Origin of the sequence: Bacillus sp. PSXD-155, from assembly GCF_049310765.1 — a bacterium.
Lineage (GTDB): Bacteria > Bacillota > Bacilli > Bacillales > Bacillaceae_G > Bacillus_A > Bacillus_A cereus.
The window spans coordinates 122,286-139,766 of sequence record NZ_JBMOWC010000007.1; the positions used below are offsets into that span (position 1 = coordinate 122,286).

Sequence of the window (17,481 nt, forward strand, 5' to 3'; positions counted from 1 at the left end):
TAAAAAAATAAAGATAAGAGTAATTTGGTTTGTTAAAAATATGTGCAGAAGGAGTTATGCGATGAACTGGGTTACTCATAAACCATCATTTGAATTTGAAACATTTAGTCCTATTATTCGGTCACAATCTGCGTGGAGTGGACATTTAGATTTTGCATATGACTTAGTACGATTTGAAAAACCAGAAACTTTAGTTGAGTTAGGTACACATCTAGGTGCTTCTTTCTTCAGTTTTTGTCAAGGAGTAAAAGATGGAGGGTTATCGACTAAATGCTTTGCAGTAGATACTTGGGCTGGAGATGGGCATACAGGTCCATATGGAGAAGGGGTTTTTCAAATAGTAGAAAAAGTAGTGAGCGATAACTACCTTAATATAGGAAATTTAATTCGATCTACTTTTGATGATGCTGTAGACCGGTTTCAAGATGAAACGATAAATCTTTTGCATATTGATGGCTATCATACGTATGAAGCTGTTTCTCACGATTATAACACTTGGCTACCGAAAGTCGCGAAAAACGGTATTGTATTATTTCATGATATTGAAGTTAGAAGTGGTGATTTCGGCGTATATAAGTTTTGGGATGAGGTAAAAGCGAAGTACCCTCATTTTCAATTTGCGCATTCATATGGACTGGGAGTGTTATTTCCGAAGGGTTGTAGTGATAAGTTTGAGGAAATACTTAAAAATAAAGAAGAAATACAAAATATGTATAAATAAAGGTAGGGCATGCATCATTTTAATGATGTGTGCCTTATTTTTTATGTAGAAAATAATGGTGTGAATTAAAAAGTTAAGATAGTTGTAAAAAGTTTTGTTGCAGCAAATATTAAAAAAGTTAGTATGGGATTGTTCTTTGTAAATAAAGTGAAGCTTTAATACGTTCATGTCAATCCGGGATTTTACAGTAGTTAATTTCTTAACTAGGTGCTTTGCACTTACTGAATTTTGATACAAGGGTCTTATTGACCGAAAATATCGGGATAAATAAAAATACAACATTTTTTATATTTTTCATTGCGAAAAACGTAATCTACTTTTACAATAGAAAGGGTTGTGAATATATTATACTGGAAAAATAAATCGAAATAATATGAAAATTTTGTTTTGTCTTCGCTAATTGTATATTACATACATGTAAGACGACATACGTCATGTTATCGACTTGTAAGGAGAGAAAAAAATGAAAAGTGTAAGATTACCATCGATGCTAGAAATCATAGTTCTTTTATTACTATTTCTTGCTGTTGTCTTTTCCTTCCAAACGATTTTTGATCTCCCAATTCAATTAGCGCTATTTATTTCATGGTTTTTAGTAATTGCGCTTGGATTAAGATTAGGATTTCGTTATCAAGAATTGCAAGATGCAATTACGAAAGGGATTTCTAACGGATTAGAAGCAATACTGATTTTAGTTGCAGTAGGTGCTTTAATTGGAACATGGATTGCTGGTGGGGTAGTACCAACATTAATCTATTATGGATTAGAATTTATTCACCCTAGCATATTCCTATTAGCAACATTAATTATTTGTTCTATAACTTCTATCGCAACAGGAACGTCTTGGGGAACAGTGGGAACAGCAGGTATTGCTATGATGGCGATTGGTGAAGGACTTGGTTTACCACTTCCGCTTGTTGCTGGTGCAGTTCTTTCAGGAGCTTATTTCGGCGACAAATTATCACCACTTTCTGATAGCACAGTTCTTGCAGCTTCTATGGCGAAAGTAGATGTTATTGCTCACGTTCGAGCTATGCTCGTATTAGATGTTCCGGCTTATATTATTACTAGTATTATGTTTACTGTAGCTGGTTGGATGTATGGCGGCGATAATGTAGATTTGAATCGAGTAGAATTTTTAAAAGAAGCTTTATTAAAGCAATTTGATATTAAAATATGGATGCTTGTTCCGGCGGTCATTGTTATCGTTCTATTAGCGATGAAGAAACCGTCTATGCCAACAATTGCAATGGGAGCTTTAATTGGTGCAATTTGGGCAACTCTTTTCCAAGGGATGAACTTTGGAGAGGCGATTGGAACAGCTTATAACGGATTCTCAATTCAATCTGGTGTTGAGTTTGTTGACAAGTTATTAAACCGTGGTGGAATTAACGGCATGCTTGGCTCAGTAGCCGTTATTATTTTCGGTTTAGGATTTGGTGGATTACTTGAAAAACTAGGTGTTTTAAAAGTAATCGTATCAAAATTCGAGAAGAAATTAAATTCTGCAGGTAATGTAACATTGTCTACATTAATCGTGGCATTCTTAGCTAATATATTTGGTTGTGCGATGTATGTATCACTAATTTTAACACCAAAAATTATGGAAGATAGCTATGATAAATTAAAAATAGACCGTCGTGTATTAGCGCGTAACTCAGAAGTAGGTGGAACATTAACTTCAGGTATGGTTCCATGGTCTGATAATGGTATTTTTATGGCTGGTATTTTAGGTGTAGCAACGTTCTCATACGTTCCGTTTATGTGGTTAAGCTTCGTATCGTTAATTTTAGCAGTTATTTACGGATATACAGGCAAATTCATCTGGTATGTAGATGATGCAGATAAAGGAAAGCAAGCATCATAAAATAAAAATCACCTTCTACAATATGTAGAAGGTGATTTTTATTTTTTAATAGCATTTGCTGAAGTTATTTCAATCTCATATTTAACAATTTTTTGTTGTATCTTTTTTAAGTTTTTTTCAGTGTCTTGAATGAGCTGTAAGACATTGGTCTCCTGTTGTTTCATTAATTCTAACCTTTGAAGGATGGTAGATTCTCCTTCCATAGACCAGTCGATAAATTGTTTTATTTTTTGAATTGGCATACCAGTGTTTTTTAAACACAAAATCATCTCTAAATATTTCAGTGCTTCTTCATCAAAAACTCGATCTCCTTTTTCGTTTCTTTGCAGAAAAGGAAACAGTCCTTGTTTATCGTAATAACGTATTTGAGAAATAGTTAAGTGTTGCATTTTGGCGACTTGCCCAATTGTATAATACATATCATTCATCCTTTTATTACCAAGGTATAATGCCATCTTTGTTAAATATTTTACCATTATAGTTTGTTTCACTTAATGCGTATTTAATAATAATTTTAGCACTTTCAGTGGTTGTATGGCCACCGGGGGAATTTCCATTAAGATCCGTAGTTGTAAAACCAGGAGTTACTCCAAATACTTCTGGACCGTTAGTGGAAAATTCTTTACTAAAAGCTAATGTTAAAGCATTAATAGCTGTTTTGGAAGAATTATATCCTAGTGTATTAATTGGATGTGTTTCACCATTAGCAAACATTGTTAGTGAGGCCATGTCAGTTGTTACATTTATGATTTTACTGTTGCTGGATTTCTTTAATAATGGTAAAAAGGCTTGCATCATTTGGAAAGTTCCAAAAAAGTTAACTTCAAATCCTTGGCGTAAAGTTTCAATATTTAATTCACTAGGTAGCGTATTGAAGTCTAGCGCTATGCCTGCGTTATTAATTAATAAATGTAAGTGGTCAGTCGTTTCGTAAATTTTCTTTGTTGCTTCTTGAATGGATTGTGAATTTGAAATATCTACTTGAATATAGGAAACGTTTGAAACATTTAAAGATTCTACGGCTTGTTGTCCAAGTTGTTCATTACGAGCACCTAAAAATACGTGATAATCTTTTTCTGCTAATTGACGAACAAGTTCATATCCAATTCCTTTATTCGCACCTGTTATAAAAGCATATTTTTTCATATTGAATTCCTCCAGTAGTGTTATAGTAGGTTACAATGGAAAGGATACAGCCTAAACTTAAGTTTAGGTCAAGAGGAATTTTTTAAAATAAATATAGAATATCTATATATAAGAGTGAGAATTCTTATCATTTAAGAGAAAGTCTGTTATTATAAGAGATGTAGGTATTATATTTTCAAGGGGATGAAAACATGGAGTACAGAATTGAAAGAGATACATTAGGAGAAATAAAAGTTCCAGCTGATAAATTATGGGCAGCACAAACACAACGTAGTAAAGAAAACTTTCCAATTGGAACAGAGCAAATGCCGCTTGAAATTGTAAAAGCATTTGCAATTTTAAAGAAGAGTGCAGCGCTTAGCAATCAAAAATTAGGAAAGCTATCAAAAGAAAAAGCAGAAGCAATTGTAGAAGCTGCGGATGAAGTGATTGCAGGGAAATGGAATGAACATTTTCCGCTTGTCGTATGGCAAACAGGTAGTGGTACACAGTCAAACATGAATGTGAATGAAGTAATTGCAAATCGTGGGAATCAAATTTTGAAAGAGAAGGGATCTGACGTACACATTCATCCGAATGATGATGTGAACATGTCACAAAGTTCAAATGATACATTTCCAACGGCGCTTCATGTAGCTTGTGTAATCGCAGTAGAAAATCACGTATTACCAGCAATTACGAAATTAAAAGAAACTTTAGCAGAAAAAGTAACTGCATTTGAACATATTATAAAAATTGGTCGTACACATTTACAAGATGCAACGCCGTTAACTTTAGGGCAAGAAATTAGCGGATGGCACCGTATGCTTGAAAAAACAGAGCGTATGATTGCAGAGAGCAATACATATATGAAAGAGTTAGCAATTGGTGGAACTGCGGTTGGAACAGGTATTAATGCTCATCCTAAATTTGGTGAGATGGTATCAGAGGAAATTAGTCAATTTACAGGTAAACAATTTGTTTCTGCACCAAATAAGTTCCATGCATTAACGAGCCATGATGAAGTTGTATATACTCACGGTGCATTAAAAGCATTAGCTGCAGATTTAATGAAGATCGCTAACGATGTGCGTTGGCTTGCAAGTGGTCCACGTAGTGGTCTTGGAGAAATTATTATTCCAGCAAATGAACCGGGAAGCTCTATTATGCCAGGTAAAGTAAATCCAACGCAAAGTGAAGCGTTAACGATGGTTGTAGCGCAAGTAATGGGGAATGATGCAACAATCGGATTTGCTGCGAGCCAAGGTAACTTTGAGTTAAATGTATTTAAACCTGTTATTGCTTATAACTTCTTACAATCAGCTCACTTATTAGCGGATGCAATTGTTTCGTTTAATGACAATTGTGCAGTTGGTATTGAAGCAGATGAAGAAGTAATTAATGAAAATGTGAATCGTTCACTAATGCTTGTAACAGCGCTAAACCCACATATCGGATATGAAAATGCAGCGAAAATTGCGAAGCATGCTCATAAAGAAGGGTTAACTTTAAAAGAAGCAGCATTGCAATCTGGGCTACTAACAGAAGAGCAATTTGATGAAATTGTAGATCCAAAGAAAATGATTGCTCCAAAAGAGTAATAGAGAAAGCCAAGGTTCTTAGTATAGAATCTTGGCTTTTTTGATGTTCATTTTTATGTTTCATCTACTTGCAATACTGCAAGCTTCAAAATATATTATTTGTTAGCAGGCGTATTCATTACTTTCATCTGTGGGCAGTTCTCTTTTAAGAGTGAAATGAATTTTTCTTCTTCTAGTGGTACGAAAGTGGTCACTGAGTCAAATAAATTGTAATGGATTTCTAATTGTTGTCTAGTCCATTTTTTTGAATGAAGTTTTTTGCCAGAGTACTTAATATGGCGAATGTCTTTAAATGGGATTTCAGTACGAAGTATGAAACCGTGTTTTACAACAAGAGATGATTCCGTTACGTTGTAGTGAGAGAAATAGAATGAAGAAAGATTCACGATATTTAGCAGCATCATGAGAGTGAAAAAAATAGAATTTTCATTTTGGAAGAATAACGAAACGAAAAAAATAATTATAAATAATGTAATGAAAATGACGTGGAATGGATTTTTTTTCGCTTTAAATTTCAAGTTAGTCACCTCGGTATACTTGTTTTTTAACTAAATTAAATCATAACATTGTGATAAAACGTGTGAATATGCAGAATTGCATATTCACACGTTTTATTATTCATGTAAAATTTCTTGATGGGATAAATTCAAAAGAAGTTTTGTAATAGTGGAGTGGCATGAAGTGACTTACAAGAATAGAAAGATAGCGTTAGTCATAATTAGTTGTATGATGATTATGAGTAGTTGTGCTAATAAATTTGTTGAAGATAGAAATCGAAAGCATACATTTGTACAAGCAAGTAAGGTTTTAGTAGAGACTGTAAATAGAATATATAAAAAGTAAAGGATGTTTTCTTATACGAAAACATCTTTTTTGTAGTTAAAATTGAATACTGAAGTTTTGGAATGAGTGAATACCAGTTCCATATTCACTAATCGCATATGTATTCTGTGCAATTTGTTTAACGGTAAACTAAGGGTCTTGAAGAATATTTATGTTCTATTTCACATCCTATAAAATGAATTTGTATAAACATATTCGCTTTTCGTTGTATTAAACCCTTTTGTTAGATGTTTTTATAAAAGTTTATAAAATGGGTAAACGAAACATTGAAATGTTTGTTTGCGTTGTGATAAGATGGTGAAGTGATAATAAACGTTATAGTGATTTGTTTGGTTTTAAATAAACATTTTAAAGGAGTGTTTAGTATGAGTGATATTTCAGAGAAGTTTTGGGATGCGTCAATAGAGGAATTAAAGAAAGGGTATGTGTTTGATGAAGAAAAAGAGGAGTACATTTGCTTAGCTTGTGGTGAAACATTTATTAAAGGTGTTATTTATCAAGATAATCAAATTTTGTATGAAGCAGAGAAGTTCGTCCAATTGCATATTCAAAATGAGCATACATCAATGTTCGATTATTTATTAAATATGGATAAGAAATTTACAGGTTTAACGAATTTACAAAAGAAAATGGTTCAGTTTTTCCATATGGGACTGAATGATAAAGAAATTGTAAAAGAAATGGATGGCGGAAGTACATCAACAATTCGTAATCATCGATTTACACTGCGAGAGAAAATGAAGCAAGCAAAAGTATTTTTAGCGCTAATGGAATTATCAGAAGAAAAATCAAAAGTACAAACGAAATTTGTGCCAATTCATAGAACAGCAACGATGGTGGATGATCGATACAATATTACGGAAGAAGAAAATGATGAAGTATTAAAAGCTCATTTTACAGAAGGATTAGATGGACCTCTCTCTAAATTTCCGAAGAAACAAAAGCGTAAATTAATTATATTGCGCCATTTAGTGAAGAAGTTTGATAGTAATAAAAAGTATACTGAAAAAGAAGTAAATACAGTGATAGCAAAAGTATATCCTGATTTTGTAACATTAAGAAGATATTTAATCGAATATGGATTTTTAGATCGAACAGCCGATGGAAGTCAATATTGGGTGAAGTTATAATCATACGAAAAGAAAATGAATAGAAGCACAGTATTATAACAACTATACAAAGAGATAGAGATTGAAAATAGATGTTTAATAAAAGGAGAAATGAAATTTGAAACCACCTGCAGATAACAATAAAGAAGGTGCGGAGTCACATAAGTTGGAAAGTGAGAGTAAACCGATTTGGAAATCGATGTCGATGTTTTTAGTACCGTTATTATTAAGTAATGTACTACAATCAGTTGGACAATTATTTGGTATGGTAGTAGTAGGAAGATGGCTTGGAGTTAATGATTTAGCGGCTATATCAGCATTCTTCCCATTATTTTTCTTGCTCGTTTCATTTGTAATTGGTATCGGTTCAGGGAGCTCTATTTTAATTGGTCAGGCGTTTGGTGCTAAAAACGAAGATCGTTTAAAAGCTATCGTTGGTACGACGTTGACGTTTACCTTTATTATTGGAGTTGTGTTGGCGATAATAGGCAGTATTTTTGCGATGGATATTATGCGTCTAATGGGAACGCCAGAAAATATTATTGAAATAAGTGTACATTATGCACGGATTTTATTTATATCGATGCCATTATTATTTTTATATTTCGCATATACAACATTTATGAGAGGTACAGGAGATTCTAAAACGCCATTTTACTTTTTAATTGTAAGTACAGCGCTAAATATGATCTTATTACCGATTCTTATTTTTGGATGGTTAGGAGCTCCGAAATTAGATGTGTATGGAGCGGCCTATGCTTCTGTTATATCTACAGTCATTACGTTTATTGTCATGCTTGTGTATTTAAAGAAGAAAAATCACCCATTACAACTAGATGGCACGGTTAGAAAATACCTTCGAATGGATGGGGAGTTATTAAAGCTATTGCTAAGGCTCGGTATACCAGCAAGTATAAATATGATATTAGTATCATTATCTGAGATTGCCGTAATCGCATTTGTAAATCGTTACGGTTCGGATGCAACAGCTGCTTACGGCGTTGTGAATCAAGTTGCAAGTTATGTACAAATGCCAGCAGTTAGCCTTGGTATTACAGTTTCCATTTTTGCGGCACAATCGATTGGTGCGAATCAATTTGATCGATTGCAGAAAGTTGTGAAGGCCGGAATTATTATGAACTACGTCATCGGTGGTGTGTTAATATCTCTTATTTACTTATTCTCAAGAGACATTCTATCACTATTTTTAACGAGTCAAACTACAATTGAAATTGCTCATAGCTTAGTTATGATTACGTTATGGAGTTATTTAATTTTCGGTCATGCACAAATTATTAGTGCGACAATGCGAGCGAGCGGTACAGTACTTTGGCCAACTGTTATTGGAGTTGTTTCAATTTGGCTTGTAGAAGTACCCGTAGCATATTATCTTTCTTACCATACAAGTCTTGGAATAGAAGGCATCTGGATCGGGTATCCAGCAGCATTTATTGTCAGCTTAATATTACAGTATGCATATTATAAGCTTTCATGGCAAAAGAAACGAATTACACGATTAGTTAGTTAAATAGAAAAAATGTCCCTAAGTTATTAGACTTAGGGACATTTTTTCGTAAGTGCAGGTTTACAAATAGCTTTTTAAAGTGATATCAAAATGTTGTCTAATGAGTGTTTTATCACTCATATAAAACTCCCACGCTTTTTCCGGTTCACCGATAATCTCAAAGGATTCTTCTGTAATATATAAAGCGCAATTATCCTCGAGTGCAATTCCTTCTATATTCCCTTGATGATTTTGTAAAAAGGAATGGAAGGCGTTCATTCTGTTTAATTGATTATAATGTGGACAAAATCTTTTATTAACAATCCCCCATCCGTTACTCTCTATATAACCAGAACCTTCATAATCTGATCGGATACTAGACGTGAACCAACACATAGCACCAGCGCTATAACCAGCAATAAGTGTTCCTTGCTGCAGAGCCAATAATAATTTTTCATCGAGTCTATGTTCTTTCCATTGCGTAAGCATGTGAATATAGTTCCCGCCACCTAGATAAATTAAATCGGCTGAATGAATCATCTCGTCTATTTCATACTTAGAAGGGGAATCTGTTGTAGTACGTAAAATTTGTACTTCACAATGTAATTGTTTTTCAAACGTGTCTAAAAATAATTTTATATAGCTTTCATCATCATGACTAGCCGTTGGAATAAACAATATTTTTGGGTACTGTTTATTTGTTAATTCTATAAGGCGTTCATTAATAGGCAAGTGATTTGAATCTTGTAAATCACCGCCACCAATGACAGCTAATTTCATAGTAAAGCACCACCTAATCATTTTTGTTATATAAAAATTCGATAGAAGAGAGTTACATTCCTTCCGTAATGTAATCAATAATTAGAAAATATAGCTTAAGTATATCGGAATAGTAAAGAAACTACTGACTATATATACCAATGTATTAGAAACCATTCATTGATATATAATATTTCATACTAATGTTTCAAAAAATGGAAAAAATATGTTTAAATAGATATAATGACGCATTAATTCATATTGAATTTATGCTTATATTTTAAAAGGGAATCGGAAATAGTAGCGATTTTCTAAAACAGTTTTTACTTTTAATAGGAAGTTGTATTACAATATGGTAAAATTATTTCAATATATTTATTTAATATGAAATACAAAGAAGGAGCGTGAAAAAAGTGGATTTTCGATTTGAATTTACAACGAAGCTAAAAGAATACTTAGACGATGAGAAGGATGAAAAAATAATAAAAGATGGACATAGAGATGTAATTTTTCACTATTTATATGCGTTAGAGACTGAAATTGGCGTTGTTAAAAATCCTAATTTTACTTTTTTTGCATCAGGAAGACGTTCACATATAGTGTTAGAAAACGTTGAATTTAAAACAGAAGTAAATGTAAAAAGTAATATAATTGAAATTACAAAAATCGTGGATAATGTAGCTATTCCATTAGATACTATCGTAGCGAAAGATCGGGAATTATTTGCCCTTGGGCGTAATGAGAAGTTTAGTGTACAAATATTAGAGCAGTACCTTTTTGATACATTTGGAGAAAAATTAGGTTTAAAATGAATGGAATAGCCTATGTATTTATAGGTAGTTAATTTTCGTATATATCATTTACGTTTGACCTTTCATTTAATTTATACTACAATTTGTAGTGTGAAAGGAGCCGTATAATGTTTACTCAAAACTATAAGTTAAATGAACACGGGTTAAATCATTTCTTTGGACCGCTTGAAGCGAAAATTATGGAGATTGTTTGGTCTAACGAAGGTATTACGATTAAAGAAGTGCAGCAGAAATTAAGTGAAGAATCACCTGTGAATTTTAACACTGTTATGACAGTTATGAACAGGTTAGTGGAGAAATTACACTTAGAAAAACAGACTGTAAAAAGAAGTGGCATATATCGTGCTGTACAAACAAAAGAAGAATTCTTATCCAATCAAACGAAGAAAATGACACAGGAATTGATGGGGGAATTTGGAGATTTAGTTGTAAATCATATGTTAGATGAGTTAGAGCAGGCTGATCCGGCTTTAATAAAAAAGTTAGAAGACAAATTAAGTCAGTTAAAAAAAGAGGATTAATGAAATGAAATGGCAAATGCGTAAAATCGTATTGTTAGCAGTAATTGTTAGTACCCTCTTTTTCAGTATGTTAGTGTATTACGTTACATATCCATTTCTGTTTCAAAATAAGATGTTCTTTCTTTCAAATTTTTGCTTGTTCCAGTTAGAAAAACATATGAAAGAATTATCGCTGATTCGTATTATAATCGCTGGATTATTATTACTTACTGTATTAATCGTGTGTAAAAGAATTTGGCGACAATTTTTTTATAGTAAAAAATTACAAAAAGTACTTATCCCTTTCATCCGAAAAGGAAAACAAATATATATATTGCCGACTACGGAAGTTGCGGCATTTACAGTTGGGCTATTTCGTCCGAAAGTTGTCATGTCAGAAGGGATGCTTCAGACATTTTCAGATGAAGAAATGGATGCAATTATTTTCCATGAAGAATATCATCAAAATAATCGTGATCCGTTAAAATTATTTTGTTTTACGCTATTAGCAGAAGGCATGATGTACATACCGATATTAAAAGGGTTGTTACAGCGATATCATACGTATCAGGAGCTAGCTGCTGATAAATATGCGATGCAAAAAATGGAATCTTCATTTGAGTTAGGTAGCGCGTTATTAAAATTAATTAAAATAAAGACAATGGAAAATCGATGTGTTACAGCTTCATTTGCAAAAACAGCAATAAATTTACGAATCGAGCAAGTGTTAAATGAAAAAGTTGTGAAATTTAATATCCCGTTACATACGAATTCGGTATATGTAACAGTAGGTTTATTCTGTATGTCGATTGTACTTATTGTCGGAGAGTGCATATAGCCTCTTTTTTTTTAGAATAAACACTACTTATTGTAGTGTTTTAGGGGGAATAAAATGAATGCAGCAGATTTAACAATTTGGCTTGTGGTGGGAGCGGGAGTATTGTCATTTATATCACCGTGCTCTTTACCGCTATATCCATCTTATTTATCTTATATTACAGGTGTGTCTATTCAAGATTTAAAAGAAAATCGTGGGATTATGCAAAAATCAGCGATTATACATACCATATTTTTTATGATCGGATTTTCCGTTATATTTTACGCGTTAGGTTTATCGGTAAGTTGGATTGGAATAACATTTTCATCTAACCAAAAATTAATTCAACAAATTGGTGGGATTTTTATTGTTTTAATGGGGCTATTTATGACGGGCTTGTTTCAGCCTAAGTGGCTTATGGGAGAGAAAAAGGTGCAGTATAGAAGTAAATCGACTGGATATATTCGCTCGATTTTAGTCGGTATGACATATGCAGCAGGTTGGACGCCATGTGTTGGACCGATATTTTCAGCTGTACTCATGCTTGGCGCGACGAATCCTGAAGGGGCACTTCTTTATATTACAGCGTATACTCTTGGATTTGCGGTTCCATTTTTCGTGATGGCATTCTTTATTGGGAAGGTAAAATGGATTGTTACATATGCCAATGTCATGATGAAAATTGGCGGTGGAATGATGATTGTAACAGGGATTTTATTGTATACAAATCAAATGACGAAAATTACAGCATTCTTTATTCGTCTATTCGGTGGATTTACAGGTTTTTAAAAATGAGGAGGAAGAAAAGTGAAGAAACTAATTGCTATTATACTAGTAGGTGCTCTCGTTTGGGCGGGGGTTAACTTTTATAATTCAAAGAAAGAAGAAAAGGAAAGAAAAGCGAAACAAGCAGAGCTACAGGAGAAAGAAGTATTACCACAAGTCGGTTTTAAAGCACCTAGCATCACATTAAAAGGATTAGACGGAAAGTTGCAGTCGTTAAATGATGCCAAGGGAAAACCATATATTATTAATTTTTGGGCATCATGGTGTGGGCCGTGTGAAATGGAGGCACCTGACTTAGTTCATATGTATGATAAATATAAAAAGGATGTTGAAATTTTTGCGGTGAATGCAACTGTTAGTGACCCAGTACAAGAAGCAAGCGCATTTGCTAATCGCTATGGGTTTGAGTTTCCTGTTCTATTAGATATGGACGGAGTAGCTGGACTAGATTATAAAGTATTCTCTTTACCGACGACATTTTTTGTTAATAAAGATGGAATTATAGTAGATCATGTACGAGGTGTATTACCACCAGATCAATTAGAAAAGAAATTTAAGAAATTGATTGAGAATTAAAAGGAGATTTCGTGACGATGGAGTGGATCGTGAGGTTACAACCCATATCTCTTATAATTGGAAGTCTATTTGGATTTATGTTGATGAAACGAAAGATGAGGCATCAAAATGTATCATATGAAAAAATGATGGATGCCGTAACAAATGCTTTTCTTATCATCGTATTTGTATGGAAGTTTGCACCAGCAATTTTAAATCCTGTATGGGCCTTTGGGGCGCCAGTGCAAGCAATATTAGCTGTTGGAAGTATGCAACATATTGTAGTAGGATGCGTGATTGCGAGTGTATACATTGTTTGGAAAAGTAAAAAGGAGCAATTTTCGCTTCGTATTTTACTGGATGCATTGCCTTTTGGTCTGTGTGTGAGTATTATCTTTTATTTTCTATTACATCATGAAGTAGGTGCACAAACGACACTACCATGGGGAATGAAAATATATGAATCTAAACTTTTATATCACCCTATATTCGTATACGAGATCATCTTTGCTCTTTGTATAATGGGCTTGTTATGGATGAAAAATGAAAGGCTCGGAAATGGAAAGAATATAAGTGTTTTTCTAATTATTGAGGGGTTTGCTCATATTATTATCTCGCTTGTTAGTGAACAAAATTCGGTTCTGTTTGGTTTATCGATGCAGCAAATACTAAGTTTTTGTGTTATGAGTTTAGGGATTTTGTACGTGCCGAAAAAATAAAAGATAGCCATGTACAGAGAGTATCTGTGTATGGCTATCTTTTATAAGCGTATTTCTTCATCATATGCTAAATCATTATATTGTAGAAATCTAAAAACCCCTTTATTAGGGGTTTTTAGATTTCTATAGGTCTGCATGTGTTTCTTGTTTATCTGTATCCCATTTTGGAAGTTGTTTTGCTTGTTGATTTTCAGTGAAATTATTAAAGCCAAAAGCAAGTATGCATGTAAAGGTTAAAATAGCTAAACTAATCTTTTTCATTATCTTAGTGCCTCCTTAGTTAATAATTTTTGTTTTGCTTCATAAGTTTTGAAAAAATATTTTTGAGATTTCTCTATTTTATTTACTTTATGAAATTCTACTGCTAATAATTCGTAATATTCTTGTGCATAATCGTATAATTCTTTACTGTTAAAATATGTAGTGCCTGCAATGATTGCGTTTTCTAAGTCGTCTAGAATACCAGTGTGTTGTGTTTTTAAGATAGTGAAATGGTGTTTATATTCTTGATTATTTAATTCATTACAAATTTCTAAGCCTTTTTGAACCCAATCGTTTGCAAGTTCTTTTTCATTTAAACTAAAATGTTCTTTGGCTTGTAGAAAATTGGCTTTTAGGTGTTTAGGTAATTTGTTTGTAACTATTGTAAGATGTCTAATAGCAAGGGTTGATAGATTTTGAGAAGAGTAGAGCCAACCTAAGTTATTTCGAACTTTTAAGATTAGTGTATCGTCTTTCAGCTTTTGTAAAATATTGATTGCTGAATTATAGTTCTCTTCGGCTTGTTCGAATTGTTTTAAATAAACAGAACATGAGCCTAAAATGTTTTCGCATAGAGCTATTTTAATTTCATAACGTGGATATTTTGAGAAAATCTCTTTAGCTTGATTTGCATAATTGATTGCTGTAAGTGGTTTGTTTGTATGGTGATTAAATATAGCAAATTTATATTTATATTCAGCTTCTTCTAGTTCGCCTGGTACATGTTTTAAAAGGGATTCAGCTTTTTCGTATTCTTTTTTTGCTTCATCATAATTTCCAATAATGGTAGCATGTTCAGCTTTAAAAAAGTGATAATAATAAGTAATAAAGTCTTCAGTTATTGGATTGTCTAAACGAACAATTTGACTAAAAGTATCATACTTAATGTTTGTCCAATCGGTTAGGACCTTATATTTAAAGTTTAGTAGGGAGTAGTAAAGCGATAGATTTTGATCAGCTTCAATTTTATTAATCTGTTTCTCTATTTTTTCTTTTAATTGTTTCGCTTCAATTAATTGCTCCGCTACCATTACTTGATATAAAATGTTTAGTTCGTTGACAATCTGTTCATGCCCTTTTAATAACACACTCATTATATATTCCCCCATCCGATAAAAGTATCCTAATTTAATTATTTCTATAATAGCAAAATAGAAGAAGTATAAGAGTCATTTTACCATATTTTTCAACAAAATTATGAAAAATCAATTATTTTTTCGTATTTCTTATTTTTATGTGAATATTACAAGTACCTCTGGTAGTGGTGGGATGAATCTGACTCATGATACGTTAGCATCAATGGGAGGGATAGTTTCACTTGTAAATATGTTTTTAGGAGGATTGTTCGGATTGGGTCCAACTGTTAAGTTTTTAACAAAAATTTCACTTTCTTATTTAATAAAAACAGGATAATCCTCATTTTATAAGAATCATCCTGTTTTTATTGATATATTAAAAAATCGGCGGAGTAACAGAAAATAAGACTATCGCGTTTTTTTCAAAATGATTCCCCCATTTATGCTTTAAATAAGCAGGTATCTTTACACTGTCGCCAGTTTCTAATACGTATTCTTCCTCATTTAAATATAATGTGATTTTCCCATCTAAGACAAATGCTAATTCTTCTCCTTTATGTTCTAGCACATTTTCTGATGAAGCTGTATTAGGCGGGACGGTCATAATTGCTGTTGCTAAATTTCCAGTGAAATCAGGTGAAAGCATTTCATATGATAAATTATCGATAATCATTTTCTTTCGTTTATGGGAACGTACAATTAAATCGTCTGTATTTGTATCTTCAAGTAAAAAGCTAAATGTTGGCACATCAAGAGCTTTAGCAAGCACTTTTAATGTTTGGATAGAAGGGTTAGCGGACCCGCGCTCAATTTGACTTAACATAGATGGTGTAATATCGGCCATCTTTGCTAGTTCTTTACTAGTTAAACCTTTTTTTTTTCTTTGTTTTTCAATTTTTTTACCAATATCTATATTTTCCATAATGAAAATCTCCTTAAGGGTTATTAAATTATATTTAAATAAATTAAATTTAAATTAACTAAAGTGAACAATTTGTGTTAAACTATATTAAAATTAATTTAATTATAATTTATTATATGGTGAGCTACAAGGATATAAGGAGGAAACAAAATGAAAGAAATAGGGGCATTACAAGCAGAATATCCATTAGTGAATAAACTTATTGCAACAGAAGAAGTACTTTGGATAAACCCAAACATAGAAAAGTATGAAACGGCGATAAAAGATACACCATTGAATGAAGAGGATGTAAAAGACGCGGAAGAGAGATTAAAGCGTTTTGCACCATATATTGCGAAAGTTTTTCCTGAAACGAAAGAGACGAACGGTATAATCGAATCACCTTTAGTGAAAATCCCTTCTATGAAAGAAGCTTTAGAGATAAATTATAAGCAACCTATTTTAGGAGAATTATTATTAAAATGTGATAGTCATCTTCCGATATCAGGATCAATTAAAGCTAGGGGCGGCATTTATGAAGTGTTGAAACATGCTGAACAACTAGCATTGCAGCACGGAATGTTAACAGAAGAAGATGATTATTCCATTTTAGATAGTGATACATGTAGAGAGTTTTTCGCGAAATATTCAATTGCGGTAGGTTCTACAGGGAACTTAGGACTTAGCATAGGGATTATGAGTGCGAATCTAGGTTTTAATGTAACTGTTCATATGTCAGCTGACGCAAAAGAATGGAAGAAAGATTTATTAACAAGTAAAGGTGTAAGCGTTATTGAATATGAAGATGATTATAGCAAAGCAGTAGAAGAAGGAAGAAGACAAGCGGATGCGGATCCTAGCTGTTATTTTGTAGACGATGAAAACTCACATGATTTATTTTTAGGATACGCAGTAGCAGCATCACGATTACAAAAGCAATTAGAAGAGTTAGAGGTTGTAGTAGATAAAGATCATCCTTTATTTGTTTACCTTCCGTGCGGAGTAGGAGGAGGACCTGGCGGAGTAGCATTCGGTTTAAAGTTATTGTATAAAGACAACGTTCATTGTTTCTTTGCAGAGCCAACACACTCACCATGTATGTTACTCGGCTTAATGACAGGCCTTCATGACAAAATTGCCGTTCAAGATATCGGAATTGATAATGTAACAGATGCGGATGGACTTGCGGTAGGAAGGCCATCTGGATTTGTCGGTAAAACGATGGAACCATTTTTGAGTGGGAATTACACAGTAAGCGATGAAGAGCTATATAGATTGTTAAAAGAACTAGCTGATACGGAGAATATTTATTTAGAGCCTTCTGCACTAGCAGGTATGATAGGGCCAGTGAAAGTATGTAAAGAAGATGAGTATTTACAAAAGCAACAGTTAACAGAGAAGGTGAAAAAAGGTACTCATATTGTGTGGGGAACGGGTGGAAGTATGGTTCCAAAAGATGTAATGAATGAATATTATAGGAAAGGTTTGGAATTAACGATATAAGAAAAATGAGGCTAGTTGTAGC

21 protein-coding genes are annotated in these 17,481 nt (G+C 33.0%); 14 read left to right on the top strand and 7 right to left on the bottom strand.

Annotated elements, in window-relative coordinates:
* Positions 1–61 precede the first annotated feature (61 nt).
* Both ACO6VI_RS10425 and nhaC read left to right on the top strand, forming a co-directional pair.
* Positions 62–721, top strand: a complete 660-nt coding sequence (locus tag ACO6VI_RS10425; RefSeq protein ID WP_001104670.1) for a class I SAM-dependent methyltransferase — start codon at positions 62–64, stop codon at positions 719–721.
* 463 nt (positions 722–1,184) lie between these two features.
* Complete coding sequence (nhaC, locus tag ACO6VI_RS10430; RefSeq protein ID WP_000843992.1) at positions 1,185–2,588, top strand: Na+/H+ antiporter NhaC; 1,404 nt, start codon at positions 1,185–1,187, stop codon at positions 2,586–2,588.
* A gap of 38 nt (positions 2,589–2,626) precedes the next feature.
* Here nhaC and ACO6VI_RS10435 read toward each other — a convergent pair whose 3' ends face one another.
* Positions 2,627–3,007, bottom strand: a complete 381-nt coding sequence (locus tag ACO6VI_RS10435; RefSeq protein WP_063549274.1) for a MerR family transcriptional regulator — start codon at positions 3,005–3,007, stop codon at positions 2,627–2,629.
* 16 nt (positions 3,008–3,023) lie between these two features.
* Complete coding sequence (locus tag ACO6VI_RS10440) at positions 3,024–3,734, bottom strand: SDR family NAD(P)-dependent oxidoreductase (protein ID WP_000759553.1); 711 nt, start codon at positions 3,732–3,734, stop codon at positions 3,024–3,026.
* A gap of 191 nt (positions 3,735–3,925) precedes the next feature.
* Here ACO6VI_RS10440 and fumC point away from each other — a divergent pair, with 191 nt between their 5' ends.
* On the top strand, positions 3,926–5,314 hold the full coding sequence (fumC, locus tag ACO6VI_RS10445; RefSeq protein ID WP_098818554.1) for a class II fumarate hydratase: 1,389 nt from the start codon (positions 3,926–3,928) through the stop codon (positions 5,312–5,314).
* A gap of 95 nt (positions 5,315–5,409) precedes the next feature.
* On the opposite strand, the gene ACO6VI_RS10450 is transcribed toward fumC, so the two are convergent.
* Positions 5,410–5,832, bottom strand: a complete 423-nt coding sequence (locus ACO6VI_RS10450; RefSeq protein WP_098840475.1) for a PH domain-containing protein — start codon at positions 5,830–5,832, stop codon at positions 5,410–5,412.
* 163 nt (positions 5,833–5,995) lie between these two features.
* On the opposite strand from ACO6VI_RS10450, the gene ACO6VI_RS10455 reads away from it, so the two are divergent.
* From ACO6VI_RS10455 to ACO6VI_RS10465, 3 genes are all read left to right on the top strand, one after another.
* Entirely contained in the window at positions 5,996–6,157 is a 162-nt protein-coding gene (locus ACO6VI_RS10455) for a hypothetical protein (RefSeq protein ID WP_000221432.1), read from the top strand.
* A 365-nt stretch (positions 6,158–6,522) separates the two neighbouring features.
* Positions 6,523–7,287, top strand: coding sequence for a DUF2087 domain-containing protein (locus ACO6VI_RS10460; RefSeq protein WP_098840476.1), 765 nt, complete (start codon positions 6,523–6,525; stop codon positions 7,285–7,287).
* A gap of 97 nt (positions 7,288–7,384) precedes the next feature.
* Positions 7,385–8,794, top strand: a complete 1,410-nt coding sequence (locus ACO6VI_RS10465) for an MATE family efflux transporter (protein WP_422423292.1) — start codon at positions 7,385–7,387, stop codon at positions 8,792–8,794.
* Between the two features lie 57 nt (positions 8,795–8,851).
* Here ACO6VI_RS10465 and ACO6VI_RS10470 read toward each other — a convergent pair whose 3' ends face one another.
* Positions 8,852–9,550, bottom strand: coding sequence for a peptidase E (locus ACO6VI_RS10470; RefSeq protein ID WP_000762116.1), 699 nt, complete (start codon positions 9,548–9,550; stop codon positions 8,852–8,854).
* A gap of 392 nt (positions 9,551–9,942) precedes the next feature.
* Between ACO6VI_RS10470 and ACO6VI_RS10475 the strand changes: the two genes are divergently transcribed.
* The 6 genes from ACO6VI_RS10475 (at position 9,943) to ACO6VI_RS10500 (ending at position 13,718) form a co-directional block, all read left to right on the top strand.
* Complete coding sequence (locus tag ACO6VI_RS10475; RefSeq protein WP_000347525.1) at positions 9,943–10,341, top strand: DUF3942 family protein; 399 nt, start codon at positions 9,943–9,945, stop codon at positions 10,339–10,341.
* 107 nt (positions 10,342–10,448) lie between these two features.
* A complete protein-coding gene (locus ACO6VI_RS10480; protein WP_422423293.1) occupies positions 10,449–10,862 on the top strand; it encodes a BlaI/MecI/CopY family transcriptional regulator in 414 nt (137 codons plus the stop codon).
* Between the two features lie 4 nt (positions 10,863–10,866).
* On the top strand, positions 10,867–11,679 hold the full coding sequence (locus tag ACO6VI_RS10485) for a M56 family metallopeptidase (RefSeq protein ID WP_422423295.1): 813 nt from the start codon (positions 10,867–10,869) through the stop codon (positions 11,677–11,679).
* Between the two features lie 54 nt (positions 11,680–11,733).
* Positions 11,734–12,447 carry a cytochrome c-type biogenesis protein CcdA gene (gene ccdA / locus ACO6VI_RS10490; RefSeq protein WP_422423297.1) on the top strand — a complete coding sequence of 238 codons (714 nt, stop codon included), beginning with the start codon at positions 11,734–11,736 and terminating at the stop codon, positions 12,445–12,447.
* 18 nt (positions 12,448–12,465) lie between these two features.
* Positions 12,466–13,020 (top strand): TlpA family protein disulfide reductase, encoded by a 555-nt coding sequence (locus ACO6VI_RS10495; RefSeq protein WP_000733187.1) that lies wholly within the window; start codon positions 12,466–12,468, stop codon positions 13,018–13,020.
* A gap of 17 nt (positions 13,021–13,037) precedes the next feature.
* Complete coding sequence (locus tag ACO6VI_RS10500; RefSeq protein WP_422423298.1) at positions 13,038–13,718, top strand: prolipoprotein diacylglyceryl transferase family protein; 681 nt, start codon at positions 13,038–13,040, stop codon at positions 13,716–13,718.
* A 123-nt stretch (positions 13,719–13,841) separates the two neighbouring features.
* Here the strand turns inward: ACO6VI_RS10500 and ACO6VI_RS10505 are convergent, their stop codons facing one another.
* Both ACO6VI_RS10505 and ACO6VI_RS10510 read right to left on the bottom strand, forming a co-directional pair.
* A complete protein-coding gene (locus ACO6VI_RS10505) occupies positions 13,842–13,979 on the bottom strand; it encodes a hypothetical protein (RefSeq protein WP_000724010.1) in 138 nt (45 codons plus the stop codon).
* Entirely contained in the window at positions 13,979–15,073 is a 1,095-nt protein-coding gene (locus ACO6VI_RS10510) for a tetratricopeptide repeat protein (protein WP_000114846.1), read from the bottom strand. Before ACO6VI_RS10510 ends, ACO6VI_RS10505 begins: the two co-directional genes overlap by 1 nt.
* Before the next feature lie 142 nt (positions 15,074–15,215).
* Between ACO6VI_RS10510 and ACO6VI_RS10515 the strand changes: the two genes are divergently transcribed.
* Entirely contained in the window at positions 15,216–15,392 is a 177-nt protein-coding gene (locus ACO6VI_RS10515; RefSeq protein WP_422423300.1) for an ATPase, read from the top strand.
* Positions 15,393–15,431: 39 nt separating this feature from the next.
* Here the strand turns inward: ACO6VI_RS10515 and ACO6VI_RS10520 are convergent, their stop codons facing one another.
* The gene (locus ACO6VI_RS10520) at positions 15,432–15,977 is read right to left on the bottom strand and encodes a helix-turn-helix domain-containing protein (protein WP_422423301.1); all 546 of its coding nucleotides are present in this window, start codon (positions 15,975–15,977) and stop codon (positions 15,432–15,434) included.
* A 150-nt stretch (positions 15,978–16,127) separates the two neighbouring features.
* Between ACO6VI_RS10520 and ACO6VI_RS10525 the strand changes: the two genes are divergently transcribed.
* Positions 16,128–17,459, top strand: coding sequence for a D-serine ammonia-lyase (locus tag ACO6VI_RS10525; protein ID WP_422423303.1), 1,332 nt, complete (start codon positions 16,128–16,130; stop codon positions 17,457–17,459).
* Positions 17,460–17,481: the final 22 nt, after the last annotated feature.